This is a genomic window from Haloarcula sp. Atlit-47R, from assembly GCF_003665985.1.
GTDB lineage: Archaea > Halobacteriota > Halobacteria > Halobacteriales > Haloarculaceae > Haloarcula > Haloarcula taiwanensis.
The window spans coordinates 140,572-157,288 of record NZ_QPLQ01000002.1 but is presented as its reverse complement, the minus strand read 5'-3'; the positions used below and the strand labels follow the sequence as shown (position 1 = coordinate 157,288).

General features: G+C 65.2%; 16 protein-coding genes. 10 read left to right on the top strand and 6 right to left on the bottom strand.

Going from position 1 to position 16,717, the window contains the following annotated elements; genetic code table 11:
• The first annotated feature begins 6 nt into the window (after positions 1-6).
• The 3 genes from priS to DVK00_RS08450 all read left to right on the top strand — a co-directional run bounded on the left by priS (position 7) and on the right by DVK00_RS08450 (position 2,656).
• Entirely contained in the window at positions 7-1,185 is a 1,179-nt protein-coding gene (gene priS, locus DVK00_RS08460; RefSeq protein ID WP_121577575.1) for a DNA primase small subunit PriS, read from the top strand.
• Entirely contained in the window at positions 1,182-2,126 is a 945-nt protein-coding gene (locus DVK00_RS08455; RefSeq protein ID WP_121577574.1) for a DNA replication complex GINS family protein, read from the top strand. Before priS ends, DVK00_RS08455 begins: the two co-directional genes overlap by 4 nt.
• Before the next feature lie 101 nt (positions 2,127-2,227).
• Positions 2,228-2,656 carry a hypothetical protein gene (locus DVK00_RS08450; protein ID WP_101349678.1) on the top strand — a complete coding sequence of 143 codons (429 nt, stop codon included), beginning with the start codon at positions 2,228-2,230 and terminating at the stop codon, positions 2,654-2,656.
• 31 nt (positions 2,657-2,687) lie between these two features.
• Here the strand turns inward: DVK00_RS08450 and DVK00_RS08445 are convergent, their stop codons facing one another.
• Positions 2,688-3,773 (bottom strand): S1C family serine protease, encoded by a 1,086-nt coding sequence (locus DVK00_RS08445; RefSeq protein WP_121577573.1) that lies wholly within the window; start codon positions 3,771-3,773, stop codon positions 2,688-2,690.
• A gap of 146 nt (positions 3,774-3,919) precedes the next feature.
• On the opposite strand from DVK00_RS08445, the gene DVK00_RS08440 reads away from it, so the two are divergent.
• The 3 genes from DVK00_RS08440 (at position 3,920) to DVK00_RS08430 (ending at position 7,494) form a co-directional block, all read left to right on the top strand.
• The gene (locus DVK00_RS08440; protein WP_053968458.1) at positions 3,920-4,183 is read left to right on the top strand and encodes a hypothetical protein; all 264 of its coding nucleotides are present in this window, start codon (positions 3,920-3,922) and stop codon (positions 4,181-4,183) included.
• 138 nt (positions 4,184-4,321) lie between these two features.
• Positions 4,322-6,700, top strand: coding sequence for a cation-translocating P-type ATPase (locus DVK00_RS08435; RefSeq protein ID WP_121577572.1), 2,379 nt, complete (start codon positions 4,322-4,324; stop codon positions 6,698-6,700).
• A 74-nt stretch (positions 6,701-6,774) separates the two neighbouring features.
• Entirely contained in the window at positions 6,775-7,494 is a 720-nt protein-coding gene (locus DVK00_RS08430; RefSeq protein WP_101349681.1) for a metal-dependent hydrolase, read from the top strand.
• Here DVK00_RS08430 and DVK00_RS08425 read toward each other — a convergent pair.
• Positions 7,491-8,843 (bottom strand): hybrid sensor histidine kinase/response regulator, encoded by a 1,353-nt coding sequence (locus DVK00_RS08425; protein ID WP_101349682.1) that lies wholly within the window; start codon positions 8,841-8,843, stop codon positions 7,491-7,493. The two genes, DVK00_RS08430 and DVK00_RS08425, sit on opposite strands and share 4 nt — an antisense overlap.
• A gap of 321 nt (positions 8,844-9,164) precedes the next feature.
• On the opposite strand from DVK00_RS08425, the gene DVK00_RS08420 reads away from it, so the two are divergent.
• Positions 9,165-9,407 carry a hypothetical protein gene (locus DVK00_RS08420; RefSeq protein ID WP_053968454.1) on the top strand — a complete coding sequence of 81 codons (243 nt, stop codon included), beginning with the start codon at positions 9,165-9,167 and terminating at the stop codon, positions 9,405-9,407.
• A 69-nt stretch (positions 9,408-9,476) separates the two neighbouring features.
• Here DVK00_RS08420 and ilvD read toward each other — a convergent pair whose 3' ends face one another.
• On the bottom strand, positions 9,477-11,204 hold the full coding sequence (gene ilvD, locus DVK00_RS08415) for a dihydroxy-acid dehydratase (protein ID WP_101349683.1): 1,728 nt from the start codon (positions 11,202-11,204) through the stop codon (positions 9,477-9,479).
• Between the two features lie 120 nt (positions 11,205-11,324).
• Between ilvD and DVK00_RS08410 the strand changes: the two genes are divergently transcribed.
• Both DVK00_RS08410 and DVK00_RS08405 read left to right on the top strand, forming a co-directional pair.
• Positions 11,325-12,290 carry a beta-ribofuranosylaminobenzene 5'-phosphate synthase family protein gene (locus tag DVK00_RS08410; protein ID WP_121577571.1) on the top strand — a complete coding sequence of 322 codons (966 nt, stop codon included), beginning with the start codon at positions 11,325-11,327 and terminating at the stop codon, positions 12,288-12,290.
• A 105-nt stretch (positions 12,291-12,395) separates the two neighbouring features.
• Positions 12,396-13,499 (top strand): NADH:flavin oxidoreductase/NADH oxidase, encoded by a 1,104-nt coding sequence (locus DVK00_RS08405; protein WP_121536689.1) that lies wholly within the window; start codon positions 12,396-12,398, stop codon positions 13,497-13,499.
• Between the two features lie 6 nt (positions 13,500-13,505).
• On the opposite strand, the gene DVK00_RS08400 is transcribed toward DVK00_RS08405, so the two are convergent.
• The 3 genes from DVK00_RS08400 to DVK00_RS08390 form a co-directional block, all read right to left on the bottom strand.
• Entirely contained in the window at positions 13,506-14,507 is a 1,002-nt protein-coding gene (locus tag DVK00_RS08400; protein ID WP_121577570.1) for a DUF368 domain-containing protein, read from the bottom strand.
• Between the two features lie 104 nt (positions 14,508-14,611).
• Complete coding sequence (locus DVK00_RS08395; protein ID WP_053968449.1) at positions 14,612-14,863, bottom strand: hypothetical protein; 252 nt, start codon at positions 14,861-14,863, stop codon at positions 14,612-14,614.
• A gap of 91 nt (positions 14,864-14,954) precedes the next feature.
• Positions 14,955-16,322 carry a phosphoribosylamine--glycine ligase gene (locus DVK00_RS08390; RefSeq protein ID WP_121577569.1) on the bottom strand — a complete coding sequence of 456 codons (1,368 nt, stop codon included), beginning with the start codon at positions 16,320-16,322 and terminating at the stop codon, positions 14,955-14,957.
• A gap of 118 nt (positions 16,323-16,440) precedes the next feature.
• Here DVK00_RS08390 and DVK00_RS08385 point away from each other — a divergent pair, with 118 nt between their 5' ends.
• Positions 16,441-16,713 (top strand): hypothetical protein, encoded by a 273-nt coding sequence (locus DVK00_RS08385; protein WP_101349688.1) that lies wholly within the window; start codon positions 16,441-16,443, stop codon positions 16,711-16,713.
• Positions 16,714-16,717 lie beyond the last annotated feature (4 nt).

Here is a 16,717-nt window from a genome sequence, read left to right as displayed (position 1 = left end):
TAGCCGATGGAAGAGCGGACCCGCGCGTACCTCCGTGGCCGGTTCGGCGACCACTACCGCCAGGCATCCGTAACGCCGCCGCCGGCCGCAAACGAACGCGAATGGGGGTTCATCCCGTGGACTGAGGGCCCCGGCGAGACGATGGTCCGCCATCGCTCGCTGCTGGACCTCGGCGAAATTGAGGACTTCCTCGGCCGGCGGAAGCCCCGCCACGTCTACTTCTCCGCGGGCCGCTACGACGAACCGAGCGCCTCCACGATGTCGGACAAGGGCTGGCGCTCCTCGGACCTCGTGTTCGACCTCGACGCCGACCACCTGCCCAGCGTCGTGCTGGGCGAGGACAGCTACGCCGAGATGCTCGAAAAGTGCAAGGACGCGCTGTTGCGGCTGCTCGACTTCCTGGAGGACGACTTCGGCTTCGAGGACCTGACGGTCGTCTTCTCCGGCGGTCGCGGCTACCACGTCCACGTCCGCGACGAGCGCATCCGCCACCTCGAACGGGACGCGCGCCGGGAAATCGTCGACTACGTCCGCGGCATCGGGCTGGAGTTCGACGAACTCGTCGACGAGGAGGCCGTCGCCGGCACGGCTGGCCGGTCCAGCCCGGCCCAGAAGCGGACGCTCTCGACGGAAGGCGGCTGGAGCGCTCGCGCCCACCGCCACATGCTCGCCGTCGTCGACGACCTGCTAGCGATGGAGGAGGCCGACGCGCTGGACCGACTGCAGGAGTACGACGGCATCGGCGAGGGGAAGGCGACGGCGGCGCTGAACGCCGCCCGGTCGAACTACGAGCAACTGGAGGCCGGCAACATCGACGTGCATCCGGCGTTCTACCAGTTGGCGAAGATTCTGCTCCACGAGGTCGTCGCGGCGGACAACGCGCCGATAGACGAGCCGGTGACAACGGACACGAACCGACTCATCCGCCTGCCTGGCTCGCTACACGGCGGCAGCGGGCTGGAAGTCCAGCGTATCGACCGCGAGGACCTCGACGCGTTCGACCCGCTGGTCGACCCCGTCCCGGAGACGTTCCGAGGTCACGACATCACCGTCGAGGTGACCGACGGCGGGCTTGTCGAACTGGATGGCGATAGCTTTACACTGGAGGCGGGTAATCAGACTGTACCAGAGCACGTGGGCGTGTTTCTCATGGCCCGCGGGCGTGCCGAGAAGGGGAAGGAATGAACGTAGACGAGCTCCAGTCCGTCCAATCGCGCGAACGCCAGACAGATCAGCTTCAGCAGCTGCGCGAGACGTTCTACGAGGACGCCGGACAGTTCATTCAACAGCTCCGGACCGAGCGCGAGCGCGCGGCCGAGCGCGCCGAGGACCCGTTCGACTCCCCCGAGGTCAACCGCCTGACCGACGACATCAAGACCGCCGAACAGACTGTCGAGGCCGTCTACGAGCGCCGCGTCGGCAAGATAGTCAAGATGGCGTCACTGGCCGCGGCGGACATGCCGACCGAGGACGACGGCCTCACGCGGGAGGAGCGGGACCTGTTCGAAACGATGGTCGATGCTATCGAATCCAATCGGGGTCACGTCCTTGACGTGATCGCCGGCGAGGCCCCGACCGGCGCGGTCGGCGACGAGCCGAAATCCGATGAGCGACAGGCCCCCGATCCGGAGCCACACCAGACGGCGAACGAACCGGCAGCCAATGAGTCCGAGCCGGTATCGACACCGGACTCGGGCGTCGACGCGGCTGACATGATGGGCAGCGGCGGAGACCAGTCGCCGCCAGCGGCGGACTCCGACCCACCGACGCCGCCGCCCGAGCTAGACACGGACAGCAATCCCACTGCCGCCGGACAGTCCAACCCGGCGGACGTGCCGGCCGAAGACGACGTTCCGGTCCCACCGGCCGAAGCCGGCGCTGAGTCCGACCCCGAACCGGGAACGGACCCGACACAGGCCGACGGCGGCCGGCAGTCACCAGGCGGTTCTGATACGTCCGGGGCCGCCGACGTGGACCGACGAACGGTGCGCATTACGGACGACGTGGGCGAGATATTCGGCGTCGACCAGCGCGAGTACGACCTCTCGACCGACGACGTGGTGACGCTGCCAGCCGACAACGCTGACCCGCTGGTCGAACAGGACGCTGCCGAGCCGTTAGAGTAAGCCGGCCGGTGGAAGGAACTGGCCGCTGTACGAAGCGCCGCCCGACGAACTGCTTCGTGGCGGCGATGGGCTATTTATATTGAGTCGTCAAGCTGATACGTATGAACACGCACGTCCGAATCGTCGTTGCCTTGCTTCTCGGTGCACTCGTGTTCGCAGTCACAACCGTCGCAGTGACCGCCGGCTTCGAACCGGGGATAGAGTTCTCGCTGCTCATCGGGTTCCCTGTGGGCGTTTCAGCCGGTCTGACGGCGCTGTTTGCCGGCTACGTCCTGCTGTGGTACCGCGACCTGGCGGCCGCGGGTACGGTCTCCGAGCGCGCGGTTCGCCTTCGACTAGCCGCGCTGGCGACCGTCGCTGACTTATTCGTCGTTACTGCGGCCGGCGTTACCATCTACACACTCGCGGATGGCAGTACAGGTATCGGACTGCTGGTCGCGGGACTCCCGGTGACACTTCCGCTGGCTGCCGTCGTCGGGTATCTCACCGCCGGTCGCAGGCGTCGCGGACAGGGTTGGTTCCGAACGTAGTGACGCGCGCTGCCACAACCGCTGAACCGGCCTACGGCTCTGGTCTGGTTCCGAGCGTGAGTGCGACTGTCTCCTGTGCCCCGTCGCGCTCGACCAGAACGTCGACCGTCTCGCCGGGACTGGTCTCCAGTGCGAGGAAGCTTCCGAGCGCCTGTCGCGTCGGCGTCGGGGTGTCGCCCATCTGCCTGACCACGTCACCGCCAGTGGGAATCGCCGCCCCCGAAATCATCGTCTCCCCGTCACTTCCCTGCAGAACGCCCGCCGCCGGGCCGCCCTCAAGGATGCTGTCGATGTACACGCCAGAGGCCGGGTCTAGGTCGTTTGCCTCGGCGAGTCGGGGCGACACGCCCCGGAGGCCAACACCCATATACGAGTGATCGTAGTCGCCGGTCTGGATGAGCGACGGCACGACACGCTGAGTCAGCGGGGCCGAGATGGCGAATGCGACGTTGTCGCCGCCGCCCGAATTGATGACGCCGAGTACGTCGCCGTCTAGCGTGACCAATGGTCCGCCGCTGTTGCCTGGGTTGACGGGGGCGTCGGTCTGGACCGCGTCTGCGATGGAGAAGTTGTTCGCGCTCTGGAGCGTGCGGTCGACGCCGCTGACGATACCCGCAGACACTGACCCGGACAGCCCGAACGGGTTCCCGATAGCGACGACTTCGGTCCCGACGGTGGGCTCAGTCTTGGCAAACGAGAGTGGTGTCACGGTCGGCGTCGCACCGACACGGAGGACCGCAAGGTCGCTGTACACGTCCGCACCGACCACGGAGGCGGAGCGCCAGCCGGTGTCTGCGAAGCGGACGTAGTATTCGTCTCCGCCCGCGACGACGTGTTCGTTCGTGACGATATGCTCGTCATCGATGAGGAAGCCGCTCCCCTGCCCACCACGGGCGTCTTCGGCGTACACCCTGATTGAGACGACGGCATCGGCTACCGCCCGGTACACGTCGGTGTAGACACTGTCTGACTGTGCGAGTGCGTCGGCCGACCCTGACTGATCCCCGGTGTCACCGCCAGAGGTGCTGTCTGTCCCGGGACTCTGACAGCCAGCCGTGGCCGCGACAGCTGTCCCGAGGGCTCCCAGCATCGCCCGGCGAGTGAGAGACTGTTTCATACTGGAGCGTGGGTCTGGGCTGCGAAAAAGGCACGGTCAGGGCTATTTATCGGAATCGGAGTGCTTGATTGCTGTGGGCTGTGGCTTTCAGTTTGACCCGGAGAGCGGGCACAAACTACAATCGTCCCGATAGCATACGGGGGCGCATGGCAGAGGATTCATCGGGAACGAACACGCCGACACCGGGGTTCCTGTTGCCCGGACTGCGATGCGGTGTCGAGATGGCACTTGTCGGGACAATCGTGTTGCTCATCGGCCTCCCGACTGAGGAACCGATACGGCTTGGAATCGTCTTCCTGTCGGCGCTACTGGCGATGACTGTCGTACTGTTCTGGGCCGTCGGTCGACACATGCGGCGCTGGATCCGGTACGCACAGGGGAAACCGACGCGGACGACACCGTTCGAGTGAGTGACGGCTGGCAATGCCAGCTACACGGTCGATACTGGCTGGGTTAATAATAAGCCCGCACTTATTTATTAACTAATCCCAGTTTGTGGGCCATATTTAGCAGCTGGATTAATAAGACCGGGTAGCCTAGCACCGGTAATGACGGAGTCCGACAGCTGTTCGGATGGTGGTGCGTGTGTCGGCGCGGGTGACGACGGCCCTCCGACAGTGACAGACGGAGAACGGACGCCGCAGGTCGCACAGCTGTCCGTCCCGGAGATGGACTGTGCCTCCTGTGCCGGGAAGGTCGAGAATGCGCTCGGGGCGGTCGACGGTATCAGAGCCGTCGAGACGCGCCCGACCACAGGAACGGCCGTCGTCACGTACGACCGGACGGCAGTGACAGAGCGGGACCTCGTGACGGCCATCGAGAGCGCCGGCTACGAGGTCACGGAGACGGCGGGGGAGGACGACACGGGGACCGGACAGTCGGACGAGAACGACTCGATCTGGACCAGTTCACGGGCGCTGAAGACGTGGGTCAGCGGCGTGTTCGTCGCCTTGGGCCTCGTTTTCTTTCTGGAGTTCTTGCTGCCCGGCGCGAACGCGCAAGTCGGCAGCGCTCTGGGGACGCCGCTGTACGTCGACGACGTTCTGTTTCTCATCGCGGTAGCGACGGGCGGTCAAGAAATCCTGCGCGGGGGCTACTACTCCCTGAAAAACCGGAATCTGGACATCGACCTGCTGATGTCCATCGCCATTCTGGGCGCGCTTACTGCCAGCTTGGCTTTCGGCGAGGCGCTGTACTTTGAAGCCGCGACGCTCGCGTTCCTGTTCAGCGTCGCGGAACTGCTGGAACGCTACTCAATGGACCGCGCGCGGAACTCGCTGGAAGAACTGATGGACCTCTCGCCCGACGAGGCGACAGTTCTGCAGGACGGCGAGGAGACGACAGTCCCCGTCGACGAGGTACAGGTCGGCGATGTCGTCGTCATCAGGCCCGGCGAAAAGATTCCGATGGACGGCGAGGTCGTCGATGGGACCAGCGCAGTCAATCAGGCTCCGATCACCGGCGAGAGCGTCCCGGTCGACAAGACCGAAGGTGACGAGGTGTACGCCGGGACGATCAACGAGGAGGGGTATCTGGAAGTGCAGGTCACAGCGGCGGCCAGCGACAACACGCTCTCGCGCATCGTCCAGATGGTCGAGGACGCACAGTCCAACAAGACCGAGCGCGAGCAGTTCGTCGAGCGCTTCTCTGCGTACTACACGCCCGTCGTCGTCGCCTTCGCCGTCCTCGTGACGCTTGCGAGCCCCGCGGTGCTGGGCGTAGCGTGGTCGACCGCCGTCGTGCACGGGCTGACGCTGCTGGTGCTGGCCTGTCCCTGCGCGTTCGTCATCTCGACGCCTGTCTCAGTCGTCTCCGGCATCACCAGCGCCGCGAAGAACGGCGTTCTCATCAAGGGCGGGAACCACCTCGAAGCGATGGGCGCGGTCGACGTGGTCGCCTTCGACAAGACCGGCACGCTGACGAAAGGCGAACTGACCGTCACCGACGTGATTCCGCTGAACGGGAACACCGAGGACGAGGTCCTCCGGTGTGCCCGTGGGCTCGAACAGCGGAGCGAACACCCCATTGGCGAGGCCATCGTCGCAGAGGCGGGAACGACCGGCGTCGAGAGCGCCGACGTCGATGACTTCGAGAGCATCACTGGGAAAGGCGTCCGTGCAGACCTCGACGGGACGCCCCACTACGCCGGGAAACCGGGCCTGTTCGAGGAGCTCGGCTTCGACCTCTCGCATGTCCACGCGACCACCGATGGCGGTGTTGTCACCAAAACGACCCAGCAGCTCTGTGAGCGCAACAACTGTCTGGACTTGCTGGAAGATGCCGTGCCTGAACTTCAGGCCGAAGGAAAGACGGTCGTCATCGTCGGGACAGAAGACGAGATCGAGGGTATCATCGCCGTCGCCGACGAGGTGCGCCCGGAGGCAAGAGCCGCCATCGCCCGGCTCCGTGACCTCGGCGTCGAGCGGACGGTGATGCTCACCGGCGACAACGAGCGAACGGCGGGGGCTATCGCACGGGAAGTCGGCGTCGACGAATACCAGGCCGAACTCTTGCCTGACGAGAAAGTCGCCGCTATCGAGGACCTCGTCGAGGAGCACGACGGCGTGGCGATGGTCGGCGACGGCATCAACGACGCGCCGGCGCTGGCGAGCGCGACTGTGGGAGTCGCCATGGGAGCAGCCGGCACGGACACGGCGCTTGAAACGGCTGATATCGCCCTCATGAGCGACGACCTCTCGAAACTCCCGTACCTGTACGAACTGGCGAACGACGCCAACGGCGTCATCCGGCAGAACATCTGGGCCAGCCTGGCGGTCAAAGCTGGCCTCGCCGTCGCTGTTCCGTTCGGTCTCGTTCCCATCTGGGCGGCCGTGCTCGCGGGCGACGCCGGGATGACGACGGCCGTGACCGGGAACGCGATGCGGCTCTCACGGGTCCGGCCGGAAAGCGGTGTCGACGAGCCGTAAGTTCGTTCGGCTCTGCCGTTTGGCGCCCACTCACTGTAATATTAAGTAGACGCCGCGAGTAGCGTGCATCCGGTATGGAACTCACATGGTACGGCCATTCGACGTGGCACGTGACAGTCGACGACACCGAGTTGCTCATCGATCCGTTCTTCGATAACCCCAAGACGGATACGGACCCCGAGGAACTGGACCCCGATTACGTGCTGTTGACCCACGGCCACGCGGACCACATTGGCGACGTGGACCGCTACGAGGGCAGTGGGCTCGTGGCGACGCCGGAAGTCGTCGAGTACTGCGAGGACAACTTCGGCGACTTCGACGCCGTCGGCGGCATGGGGATGAACCTCGGCGGCACCGTCGAAATCGGCGACGCCTTCGTCACGATGCACCGGGCCGACCACACCAACGGGATGGACACCAGCTACGGCACCAGCGGCGGGATGCCCGGCGGGTTCATCATCTCCGATACGAAGCCGACGCAGGTCAGCGACGCGGAGTCGACGACGTTCTACCACGCCGGCGACACCGGCCTCATGACGGAGATGCGCGACGTCATCGGGCCGTTCCTCGAACCCGACGCCGCGGCGGTCCCGGTCGGAGACCACTTCACGATGGGACCCATGCAGGCCGCCGTCGCCGTCGACTGGCTCGATGTCGACCACGCGTTCCCGATGCACTACGACACGTTCCCGCCCATCGAAATCGACACACAGGACTTCGTCAACGAGGTGGCGGGCACCGGCAGTGACGCCGAGGTCCACGTCCTCGACGGCGACGAGACTTTCGAACTCTAGTCCGGTCGTTCCACGTCGGTCACGGTGAACCGCGCGCCGCCCGCCTCGCTGTCATCGACGGACAGCGACCAGCCGTGTTCTTTTGCGATCCGGTTGGCGATGTAGAGTCCGAACCCACTGTTTTGCTTCTCTGATGCGTATCCCGCCTCGAACACCCGCTCCGGCGGCGAGACGTCGACGCCGGGCCCATCGTCCGCGACGAAGAACCCCGAAGACGTGGCACCGACCCGAATCGCCACGTCCGGCCCGCCGTGTTCGACGGCGTTCGAGAGCAGGATTTCGAGAAACAGGCGCATTGATTCCGGGTCCGCCAACAGCCGCCTGTCTGATGTTACTTCGAGCGACGCGGCTTCGAGCGACAGCGAACTCCATACGTCCCAGGCGACCGTCGAGAGCCACTGTTGCTCGGGTTCGAACTCCGGCGAGTCGCTCGACGCCAGCGAGACGACTTTATCGACGATACTGGAGAGTCGGTCGATGGACTCCTCCACAGCGCCAATGTGCTCGTCGTCGGCCTCAATCTGCGAGAGGTGGCCGGTCGACACCTGGAGTTCGTTTCGGAGTTCGTGTGCGGCCAGCAGTGCCACCTTCCGGAGACGTTCGTTCTGCTGTCTGAGAAGACGTTCGCGTTCCTTCTGGTCGGTGATGTCCTGTGTGATCCCAATAAGGCCGGCCAGCTCGTCAGTTTCGTCGTACCATGGGACCTTCGATGTCCGGAGGTGCTTTCCCATCGACGGCGAGAACTCGTGGATGTCGAGGATGTCGGTCTCGTCGTTGATGACCTGTAAGTCGTCACCGCGCGCCGCATCCAGATACGTCGCCCCCGCGGGGAGCCCATCTTCGTCCCGCCGGCCGAGCAGTTCCGGGGGCGCGTACGAGGAATCGTTGAGCAGCAAATACTGCCTGTCAGTGTCTTTTACGTACAGGTGTTCGGAGTTCCGTTCGAACATCGTGGCGAGAATCGTCTCCGGCCGGGAAGCCGGCCGTGCGGCCATTGTCTCACTGTTTTCGAGCGCCTCACCGACTGCGGCTGCCAGTTCCGGCGACCCAAGGTCGTCGTCGGCGACCGCCTGAATGTGCTCTCCACGGTCTGCCTCAGAGCCGTACATGATTACTGGGAGGGTCGGGTAGAGACCGGTAGCCGCCTCCGCCAGATGTCCGCCGGCCATACCCTCACACGTCACCGGAACGACGAGGCAGTCAACCGCAGTACGTAGCAGTGTCGTATCGACGCATTCGGGCTCGGTCGTCTCAACCGTGGCGTCGATTGCTGCCTGTTCAAGTGCCGCCTGTAACCGCTTCCCGGCAGCAGTCTCGGCGGTGATGAGGAGGACGGTCGGCGGGGACATCAACACGCCCACGGTTTGTACTGGGATTGTAAATAGGTTTAGTAGTCATGATGAAAATAAAATATGACGTAGTAGCGGGATGCGCTCCCACGGCTTATATCGGACACTGCCGTCCGCATCGACCGGCCGCCGTCTGAATCGTCCCGGCAACTGCGCTCAGTGGCCGCTATACGGCAATAACACATCACGGGAGCTATTTCCCGCCCAGAGAACTGTGCGGTAGTCGACGAGTGCCGTCGATAGAAACAGTCCATAGCCGGTCATGATTCCCAGATGAAATGTTTCACAACACCCGAGTATCCGGACGGCGTATAGTCAGGTGTGTCCGAAACGTACGTGTGTGCCCGATGCCAGGCCGGCGTCGAGCGGGACTTCGAGGTTCGGTCGATAATCAAGACCTGCGATGACTGTGGCGAGAACGGACGGTTCCTCCACAGGTCGCTGGTCGAGTCGCTCGCTGAGATTGCCGCGGAGAATCGGCCAGACGGCTGGGAGCAGATGACGCTTGACGAGCGGTTCGAAGCGGCACTGAAAGAAGGGCTTATCACGGTCACGCGGACGTGAATCTTCGGGGCGGGTCCAGCGGGGCCGTCGCGGGCGGTTCGTTCCGCGCGCCGAAGCTGTGATCCGGTCTCAGTCCCACTTCGCGCCGGGGTTTGTCACCGCACCGTTGGCGGCGGAGCCGAAATCGCTGTGGTACTTCGCCAGCACGCCGCTGTCGTACGTCGGCTCGGGGTCGTAGTCTTCGAGGCGCTGTTGCATCTCCTCGTCAGTGAGATCGACCGACAGTTCGTGGTTGTCGATGTCGATAGTGACGGTGTCGCCGTCCTCTAGGGCGGCGATTGGGCCGCCGACGAACGCTTCGGGCGCGACGTGGCCGATGGAGAAGCCGCGGGTCGCGCCGGAGAAGCGGCCGTCGGTAAACAGCGCCACGTCCTCGGCGTGGCCTTGCCCGGCGACGGCCGAGGTGACGCCGAGCATCTCGCGCATGCCGGGCCCGCCCTGGGGACCCTCGTTGCGGATGCAGATGACGTCGCCCGACTCGACGTGCCCCTCTTGCACGTACTCCATGGCTCCTTCTTCCTGCTCGAAGACGCGGACCGGCCCCTCGTGGTGGAGGTGGTCCTCGCCGGTGATTTTGATGACTGCGCCGTCGGGCGCGAGGTTGCCCGAGAGGATGCGGATAGCCCCGCGCTCGTGGATCGGGTCTTCGACCGGGTACAGGTAATCCGCGTCGAGGTCCTCGATGGCCGGCGGGTCGATGCGGTCGAGTTCCTCTGCGATGGTGTTGCCAGTGACAGTGAGTTCGTCGCCGTGGAGCAGGCCGGCGTCGTTCAGCGCTTTCAGGACGACCGGGACGCCGCCGACCTCGTGGAGGTCGTTCATGACCTTCTCGCCGCCGGGCTGGAGGTCGGCAATCTTGGGCGTCCGGGCGCTGATGTCGTTGAACGTCTCGATGTCGAGGTCGATGCCGGCCTCCGCCGCGAGCGCGAGCAGGTGGAGGACGGCGTTGGTCGAGCCCCCGACCGCGACCTGCAGGGCGATGGCGTTCTCGAAGGACTCGCGGGTGAGGAAATCCGAGGGGCGGCGGCGTTCTTGGACCACCTCGACGGCGAGTTCGCCGGCCCGGCGGGCCTCCTCGTAACGGGACTCGTGTTCGGCCGGCGGGGAGGCCGACCCAAGCGGCGCGAAGCCGAGCGCCTCGGAGATGGAGGCCATCGTGTTGGCGGTGAACATCCCGCCACAGGAGCCCGCGCCGGGGCAGGCGTGGCGTTCCATCTCGTCGAGTTCGCCCTCGGTCATCTCTCCGTCGGCGACCGCGCCGACGCCCTCGAAGACGTTCTGGATGGTGACCTCGCGGCCGTCGTGCTCGCCGGGCATGATGGAGCCGCCGTAGAGGAAGACGCTCGGCAGGTCCGTTCGGATAGCGGCCATCATCATGCCGGGCATGTTCTTGTCGCAGCCGCCGATGGTGACGATGCCGTCCATCCGCTCGCCGAAGGTGACGAGTTCGACCGAGTCGGCGATGATTTCGCGGGAGATGAGCGACGCCTTCATTCCCTCGGTCCCCATCGAGATAGCGTCGGAGATGGTGATGGTCCCGAACTCGATTGGCATCCCTTCGGTATCGTCGATACCGTCGTAGGCAGCATCGGCCACGTCGTCCAGATGGACGTTACACGGGGTGATGTCGGCGGCCGGGTTCGCGATGCCGATCATCGGCGAGGAGAGGTCCTCGTCGTCGTAGCCCATCGCGCGGAACATCGCGCGGTGGGGGGCTTTCTCGTATCCCTCCGTCACCTCGGTACTCCGCAGGTCCGGGTCTTTTTCCGGACGTTCTTGCCGCTCCTGATTGCTCATATTTCACCGAGGCCATGGGCAACCTTAAATAACTTGTACTCGCGGTACCGTCTCACACGGAGCACGGCGAAACCGACCGGTGACAGTACCTTCTTTTCCGTCGGGGACTTCCGCCGCCGTATGCCGACGGTCACGACCGCCGCGCGACTCCACTTCGGCTTTCAGAACCTCTCGCTCGCCCACGAGCGCCTCTACGGCGGCGTCGGGCTCGCGCTCGATGAGCCGCGGCTGACCGTCGAGGCGTCCCGGGCCGAGACGGTCCGGTGTGACGACGCGGCGACTGAGCCGTACGTTCGGCGCGTCGTCGACGCGCTCGACGTGCCCGGCGCGGCCGTCGCCGTCGACGAGCGGTTCCCGCGACACGTCGGCCTCGGGAGCGGCACCCAGCTCTCGCTGGCGACGCTCATCGCCGTCGTCCGGGCGTACGACCGGACTGCCGACGCACGGACCTACGCGCCGCAACTGGGCCGGGGCGGCCGGAGCGGCGTCGGCGTGGCCGCGTTCGAGTCGGGCGGGTTCGTCGTCGACGGCGGCCACCCGACGGAGCGGTTCACTGCCGAACCGCCAGCCGAAGGTGACTGGGACGTGCCGCCGGTGCTGGCCCGTCATGACGTCCCCGCACACTGGCGGTTTGTCATCGTCGTCCCGGACACCGACCCCGGACAGAGCGGGAGCGCAGAAGACCAGAGCATGCGGCAAGCCGTCGAGCGCGCCGACCCCGGTATCGCTGACGAGATCTCGACGTTACTGACCCGGCGGGTCCTCCCCGCGATTGCGACCAGAGACCACAGCGACTTCGGGCAGGCCGCGGCGCGGCTGGGCCGGCTCAACGGCGCGTGGTACGCCGACGAGCAGGGTGGCGTCTACCGCCCACCCGCTGGCGAACTCGTCGACTCGCTGTCGAGCGCCCCGGTAATTTCGGGGGCCGGCCAGAGCTCGTGGGGGCCGACCGTCTGGGGGCTGACGACGGCGGCCCACCAGTCCGAGGCCAGGGAGGCTGGCGTCCTAGCTCTCGACGAGGCCGGCGTCGAGGGCACAGTCACCGTCGTCGCTCCCCGGAACACCGGTGCCTCGCTGACCGAGTAGGGCGCTGGCGGCGAGACGCCAAGGTGACGACGGAAACCGCCGGAACTAACCACGACTCTTGCAGCCGCCAGTGCGGTTATCCGTCTCGACGGCAAACTCCCGTCGATGACTGCACTGTTCTCACCGCTGGAACTCCGTGAGACGACAGTCCCGAATCGCGTCATGGTGTCTCCGATGTGCCAGTACTCCTGCGAGGCTCGTGACGGCCTCGCCACCGACTGGCACCGCACGCACCTCGGTTCGCGTGCCGTTGGCCGCGCAGGCCTGGTCATGACCGAGGCGACTGCTGTCGAAGCCCGTGGCCGTATCTCTCCGGAGGATCTGGGTATCTGGAGCGACGAGCACGCGGCAGCGCTGGAACCGATTACGGAGTTCATCACCGAACAGGGAAGCGTGCCGGGCATCCAGTTAGCCCATGCTGGGCGGAAAGCCTCCATCGAACGACCGTGGGATGGCCACGACCCGCTCCAGCCCGACGACGGCGGCTGGGAAGTCGTCGGCCCGAGTGACGACCCCTGGCCATACGAAGACGGCGAGGCACCGCCGACAACGGCGCTCGATCAGGGCGGCATCGAGGCTGTCATCGGCTCGTTCCGCACCGCCGCTGAGCGCGCGCTCGACGCCGGATTCGAAGTCGCAGAGGTCCACGCCGCCCACGGCTACCTCTTGCATCAGTTCCTTTCACCGGTGACGAACCACCGCGAAGACGACTACGGCGGCGACTTCGAGGGCCGCACGCGGCTGGTCCGCGAAATCACGACCGCCGTCCGCGAGGTCTGGCCCGACGACAAGCCGGTGTTCGTCCGTATCTCTGCGACGGACTGGTTCCCCGACCGCAATTCCTGGACCGTCGAGGATTCCGTGCGACTGTCGGACCGGCTCGCCGACATCGGCGTGGACCTCATCGACGTAAGCGGCGGCGGCATCCACCCCGAGTCCCGCCCCGACTACGCCGGGCCGAACTACCAGCTCCGGTACGCCGAGCGGATCCGAGAGGAAACGGAGTCGGACATCGCCGTCGGCGCTGTCGGCGGCATCACGACGCCCGAACAGGCCGAAGCCGTCGTCGCCAACGACCGGGCAGACATGGCCATCGTCGGCCGCGAACACCTCCGGGACCCGTACTTCACGATGAATGCCGCGAAGGAACTCGACGCGACCGACGAGATAGAGGGACCGCCGCAGTACCGCCGTGCCTGGGGCTTCTGAACCTGTTTAGATCTTATCCAGGTCGAGGTCGACGGCGTACCAGTCGAGGGCGAGCAGGAAGGCCGCGCCGACGGCACCAGCGGCGACGAACGCGATGAGAACGTCGGTCGAAAAACCGACCTTCTCCTGTACTTCCACGACAGGGGCACGCAGTGCACCGACGACGAGCGCGACGAGGAAAGCCAGTGTCGCTCGGCGGTTGTAATCAAGCGCCCGCCGGACGACGCGGGCGATGGTGAACAACCCGACAAGTCCGCCGAGGATGAACGTCACGACCGGCACGGCGGTCGTGGTCACGTCCTCGACCGTGCCGCCGGTGGCGAGCGCGATGAGCGCGTCGACGAACTCGCTGAGCGCCGTCGACATCCGGGTGTACTGCCCGAGGATGATGAGCAACAGCGACCCCGAGATGCCGGGTAGAATCATCGCGCTGACGCCTATCATGCCGGCGACGAAGACCAGCATGAGACCGCCCCCGTCCGCGGCCGATGTCGACACGCCGGAGACGTAGAACGCGAGGACGAAGCCGACGACGCCGGCCCCTATCTGGAACGGCGACTCGACGGTGAGGCTGCGCAGCAAGACGACCGCCGAGGCGGCGATGAGTCCGAAGAAGAACCCAAAGAGTAGCGCTGGCGTCTCCTGGCTGGCGACGTGGACGATTCGCGTCACGATGACGACGGCAGTCCCGACGCCGGTGACCAGCGCGACGAGGAACCAGACGTCGAGTTCGAGCAGTTCCGCGAACGCGCCGCGGGGGTCAATCCCGCCGTCCAGCGGCGTGAGCGCGCGGAGAAATCGGAGTATTCGGCCCGGCGTGACGGCGGTAATCGCAGCGATGAGCCGCTCGTAGACGCCGGCGATGAGCGCTATCGTCCCCCCGGAGACGCCGGGGACGCCGTCCGCACTGCCCATACAGAGGCCGATGAGAAACGTTCGAATCCACGCACGAAGCGGTGGCACCGAGCCCCGAATCGTCGGCGGGTCCCGGTCGGGAGGGGTGGTCATCACTGAACGCTTCCAGCATCACGCTCAAATTCCTTGTGGAGTCGTATCGTGTTGTTGGGCTGTCACAAAGGCAGGGTATGGCTAAAAAGTAGCCCGCGACAGCGCTAACTTCGCTGCGAGAGCGTGAGCACGCCGTTTCTGAGTGTCTGGACTGCCCCGGCAGCCGGTAGATCGATGTCGAACTCCGTCTGGAGGTGCGGGGCGTCGACGGCAACGATGGCTTCTGTTCCAATGACGTCGACTGTGACGTGGTCGTCGCTAACCTGAAGCGAGTCGAGGTCGACGGCGACCGTCCAGCCGTCGTCGTGGTCGGTGTGCGAGACGTGTAGCGGCGACCGCTCAGTTTGTGCGTCCATTCGTCAATCATGGGTACGTGTTACACACATAAAGGTCCGCGTTCGGCGCGTGCCAAAGCTCGGTCACACGGGAACGCTATCCTGCACGTCGCTAGACGGCAGGGCCGAGATAGCCCCACGCCTGCAGGCGGTCCCCGTCGCCGTCGATCCAGCGCTCGCCGATGTCGTCGCGGTAGTAACAGTTCGGGATGAGGATATCGTCGATTCGCTCGTAGGCCTGCTCCCGTGCCGCCTGCATCGTTTCGCCTTTCCCCGTGACGACTAGCGGCATCCCGCTTTCACCAGCCACACGCCACTGCCCGTCAACAGCCGCTTCCGGCTCGCTTCTCTCGCCAGCCGAGCGTTCCGCACCCTCAACGGGTACACGCTTCGCGTCCTCGATGTGGATGCCATCGCGGCTGTCGGATTCGAAGACGACTGCGGCGTTGCGGGAGTTCTCGTCGTACGTCTCTTGATCGTCGAACGGGAACGGCGGGAGGACGACTCGAACCGCGATCTGATACCCCCGGTGGACCTCCAGCCCGGGGTCGCGCCCGTTCGCCAGATCGAGGAAGAACTGCCCTGTCCCCGACTCAAACGACTCCTCCTGCAGCGTGACTGTGGGGTACCCGAACCGCGGTGTAAATTCCAGCGGATAGATACCGTCCTCGTTGACGATGCAGTTGATGTCGATGCTGCCGACGTACTCCTCGCCGGCGAGCCAGCCCTCCAGTTTGCCGAGCGTCTCGGTGAACAGTTCGTTGCGCCCCGCCCAGAACATCGAGGTCCCCATCTCGCCGGTCGAAGGACCGATGTTGCCCGGGAACAGTTTCTTGTGCTCGAAGTTGAAGTTGATCGGTTCGACGAACAACTCGCCGTTGAAGAAGCCACAGACGGCGACTTCGACGCCCTCGACCTTCCGCTGGAGCTGGAAGCCTTTCATCCGGTGCCCCCACGCTTTTTTGTAGGCACGAAGGACGTCAACGACGTCGCTGCCGTCGTCCTCATTTCCGACGTAGAGGAGTCGCTTGACGTTCTGGACCTCGCCCAGCGGCTTGATTACATAGGGTGCGGAGTCCTTCTGGACGTGCCGGATGCCGGCGTCGAAGTCCTCGAAGACGTGATGTTCGATAGTGTTGACACCGTGTTCTTCGAGGATCGCCATCGCGTAGCCGCGGTCCTCTTCGAGCCGGTCCGTGTTCGGAGTGCCTCCGACGACGGCGTGGCCCTCGGCCCGGAGTTCCCGCGCGAGTTCGCCGGTGCCGACATCGCTGCCGACCCAGATGTCGTCGAATATAATGACGTCGGCCCACTCGACTTCGGTGCGCCAGTCGTCGGTCTTCGGCACGAACCCGTCGGCGATTTCCCTGTCGCTGTCGGCCTCGATGTAGTACTTCACGTCGTGGCCCTCTCGAGCGACCTGCCAGGCGATGTCGCCGACGAGTGCCGCATCTAGCGAACAGAAGAGGAAGGTTGCCATGCCCGGTCTGGGAGCGGGGACTGGGTAAGCGTTGCGCGGCCTCCGGCCGCTGTTTATTTATAACAATCCTGCTCGCGTAAGCCGAACCGTTTTAGTCCCCATCTGTAAACTTCCACGTATGACACGCGACGAACTCGCATCCGCAAGCGAACTGCTCGAATCGGCGTCCGAAGACACTAGCAGCGACGAAGCGAGCGAGCGCCTCGCCGAACTCGCCGACCAGCTCGACACCCTCGCGACCGCCGAACGCGGCCCGGACCACGGTCGGCTCGCCCGCATCCAGTCGGCGCTCAACGACCTGAGTAGCGGTGACGCGGGAGACGTAGCCGGTGTCATCGAAGACGCCGACGACGCGATCAACGAGTACCGGTCCGACCTGGAAGGGGTCTGAGGCG

Excerpts from the sequence above, each read along its gene's own strand:
- DVK00_RS08455 (WP_121577574.1), top strand. The coding sequence starts at position 1,182 with ATGAACGTAGACGAGCTCCAGTCCGTCCAATCGCGCGAACGCCAGACA.
- DVK00_RS08390 (WP_121577569.1), bottom strand. The coding sequence starts at position 16,322 with ATGGCAACCTTCCTCTTCTGTTCGCTAGATGCGGCACTCGTCGGCGAC.
- DVK00_RS08450 (WP_101349678.1), top strand. The coding sequence starts at position 2,228 with ATGAACACGCACGTCCGAATCGTCGTTGCCTTGCTTCTCGGTGCACTC.
- ilvD (WP_101349683.1), bottom strand. The coding sequence starts at position 11,204 with ATGAGCAATCAGGAGCGGCAAGAACGTCCGGAAAAAGACCCGGACCTG.
- priS (WP_121577575.1), top strand. The coding sequence starts at position 7 with ATGGAAGAGCGGACCCGCGCGTACCTCCGTGGCCGGTTCGGCGACCAC.
- DVK00_RS08430 (WP_101349681.1), top strand. The coding sequence starts at position 6,775 with ATGGAACTCACATGGTACGGCCATTCGACGTGGCACGTGACAGTCGAC.
- DVK00_RS08435 (WP_121577572.1), top strand. The coding sequence starts at position 4,322 with ATGACGGAGTCCGACAGCTGTTCGGATGGTGGTGCGTGTGTCGGCGCG.
- DVK00_RS08405 (WP_121536689.1), top strand. The coding sequence starts at position 12,396 with ATGACTGCACTGTTCTCACCGCTGGAACTCCGTGAGACGACAGTCCCG.
- DVK00_RS08440 (WP_053968458.1), top strand. The coding sequence starts at position 3,920 with ATGGCAGAGGATTCATCGGGAACGAACACGCCGACACCGGGGTTCCTG.
- DVK00_RS08425 (WP_101349682.1), bottom strand. The coding sequence starts at position 8,843 with ATGTCCCCGCCGACCGTCCTCCTCATCACCGCCGAGACTGCTGCCGGG.
- DVK00_RS08395 (WP_053968449.1), bottom strand. The coding sequence starts at position 14,863 with ATGGACGCACAAACTGAGCGGTCGCCGCTACACGTCTCGCACACCGAC.
- DVK00_RS08385 (WP_101349688.1), top strand. The coding sequence starts at position 16,441 with ATGACACGCGACGAACTCGCATCCGCAAGCGAACTGCTCGAATCGGCG.
- DVK00_RS08400 (WP_121577570.1), bottom strand. The coding sequence starts at position 14,507 with ATGACCACCCCTCCCGACCGGGACCCGCCGACGATTCGGGGCTCGGTG.
- DVK00_RS08410 (WP_121577571.1), top strand. The coding sequence starts at position 11,325 with ATGCCGACGGTCACGACCGCCGCGCGACTCCACTTCGGCTTTCAGAAC.
- DVK00_RS08445 (WP_121577573.1), bottom strand. The coding sequence starts at position 3,773 with ATGAAACAGTCTCTCACTCGCCGGGCGATGCTGGGAGCCCTCGGGACA.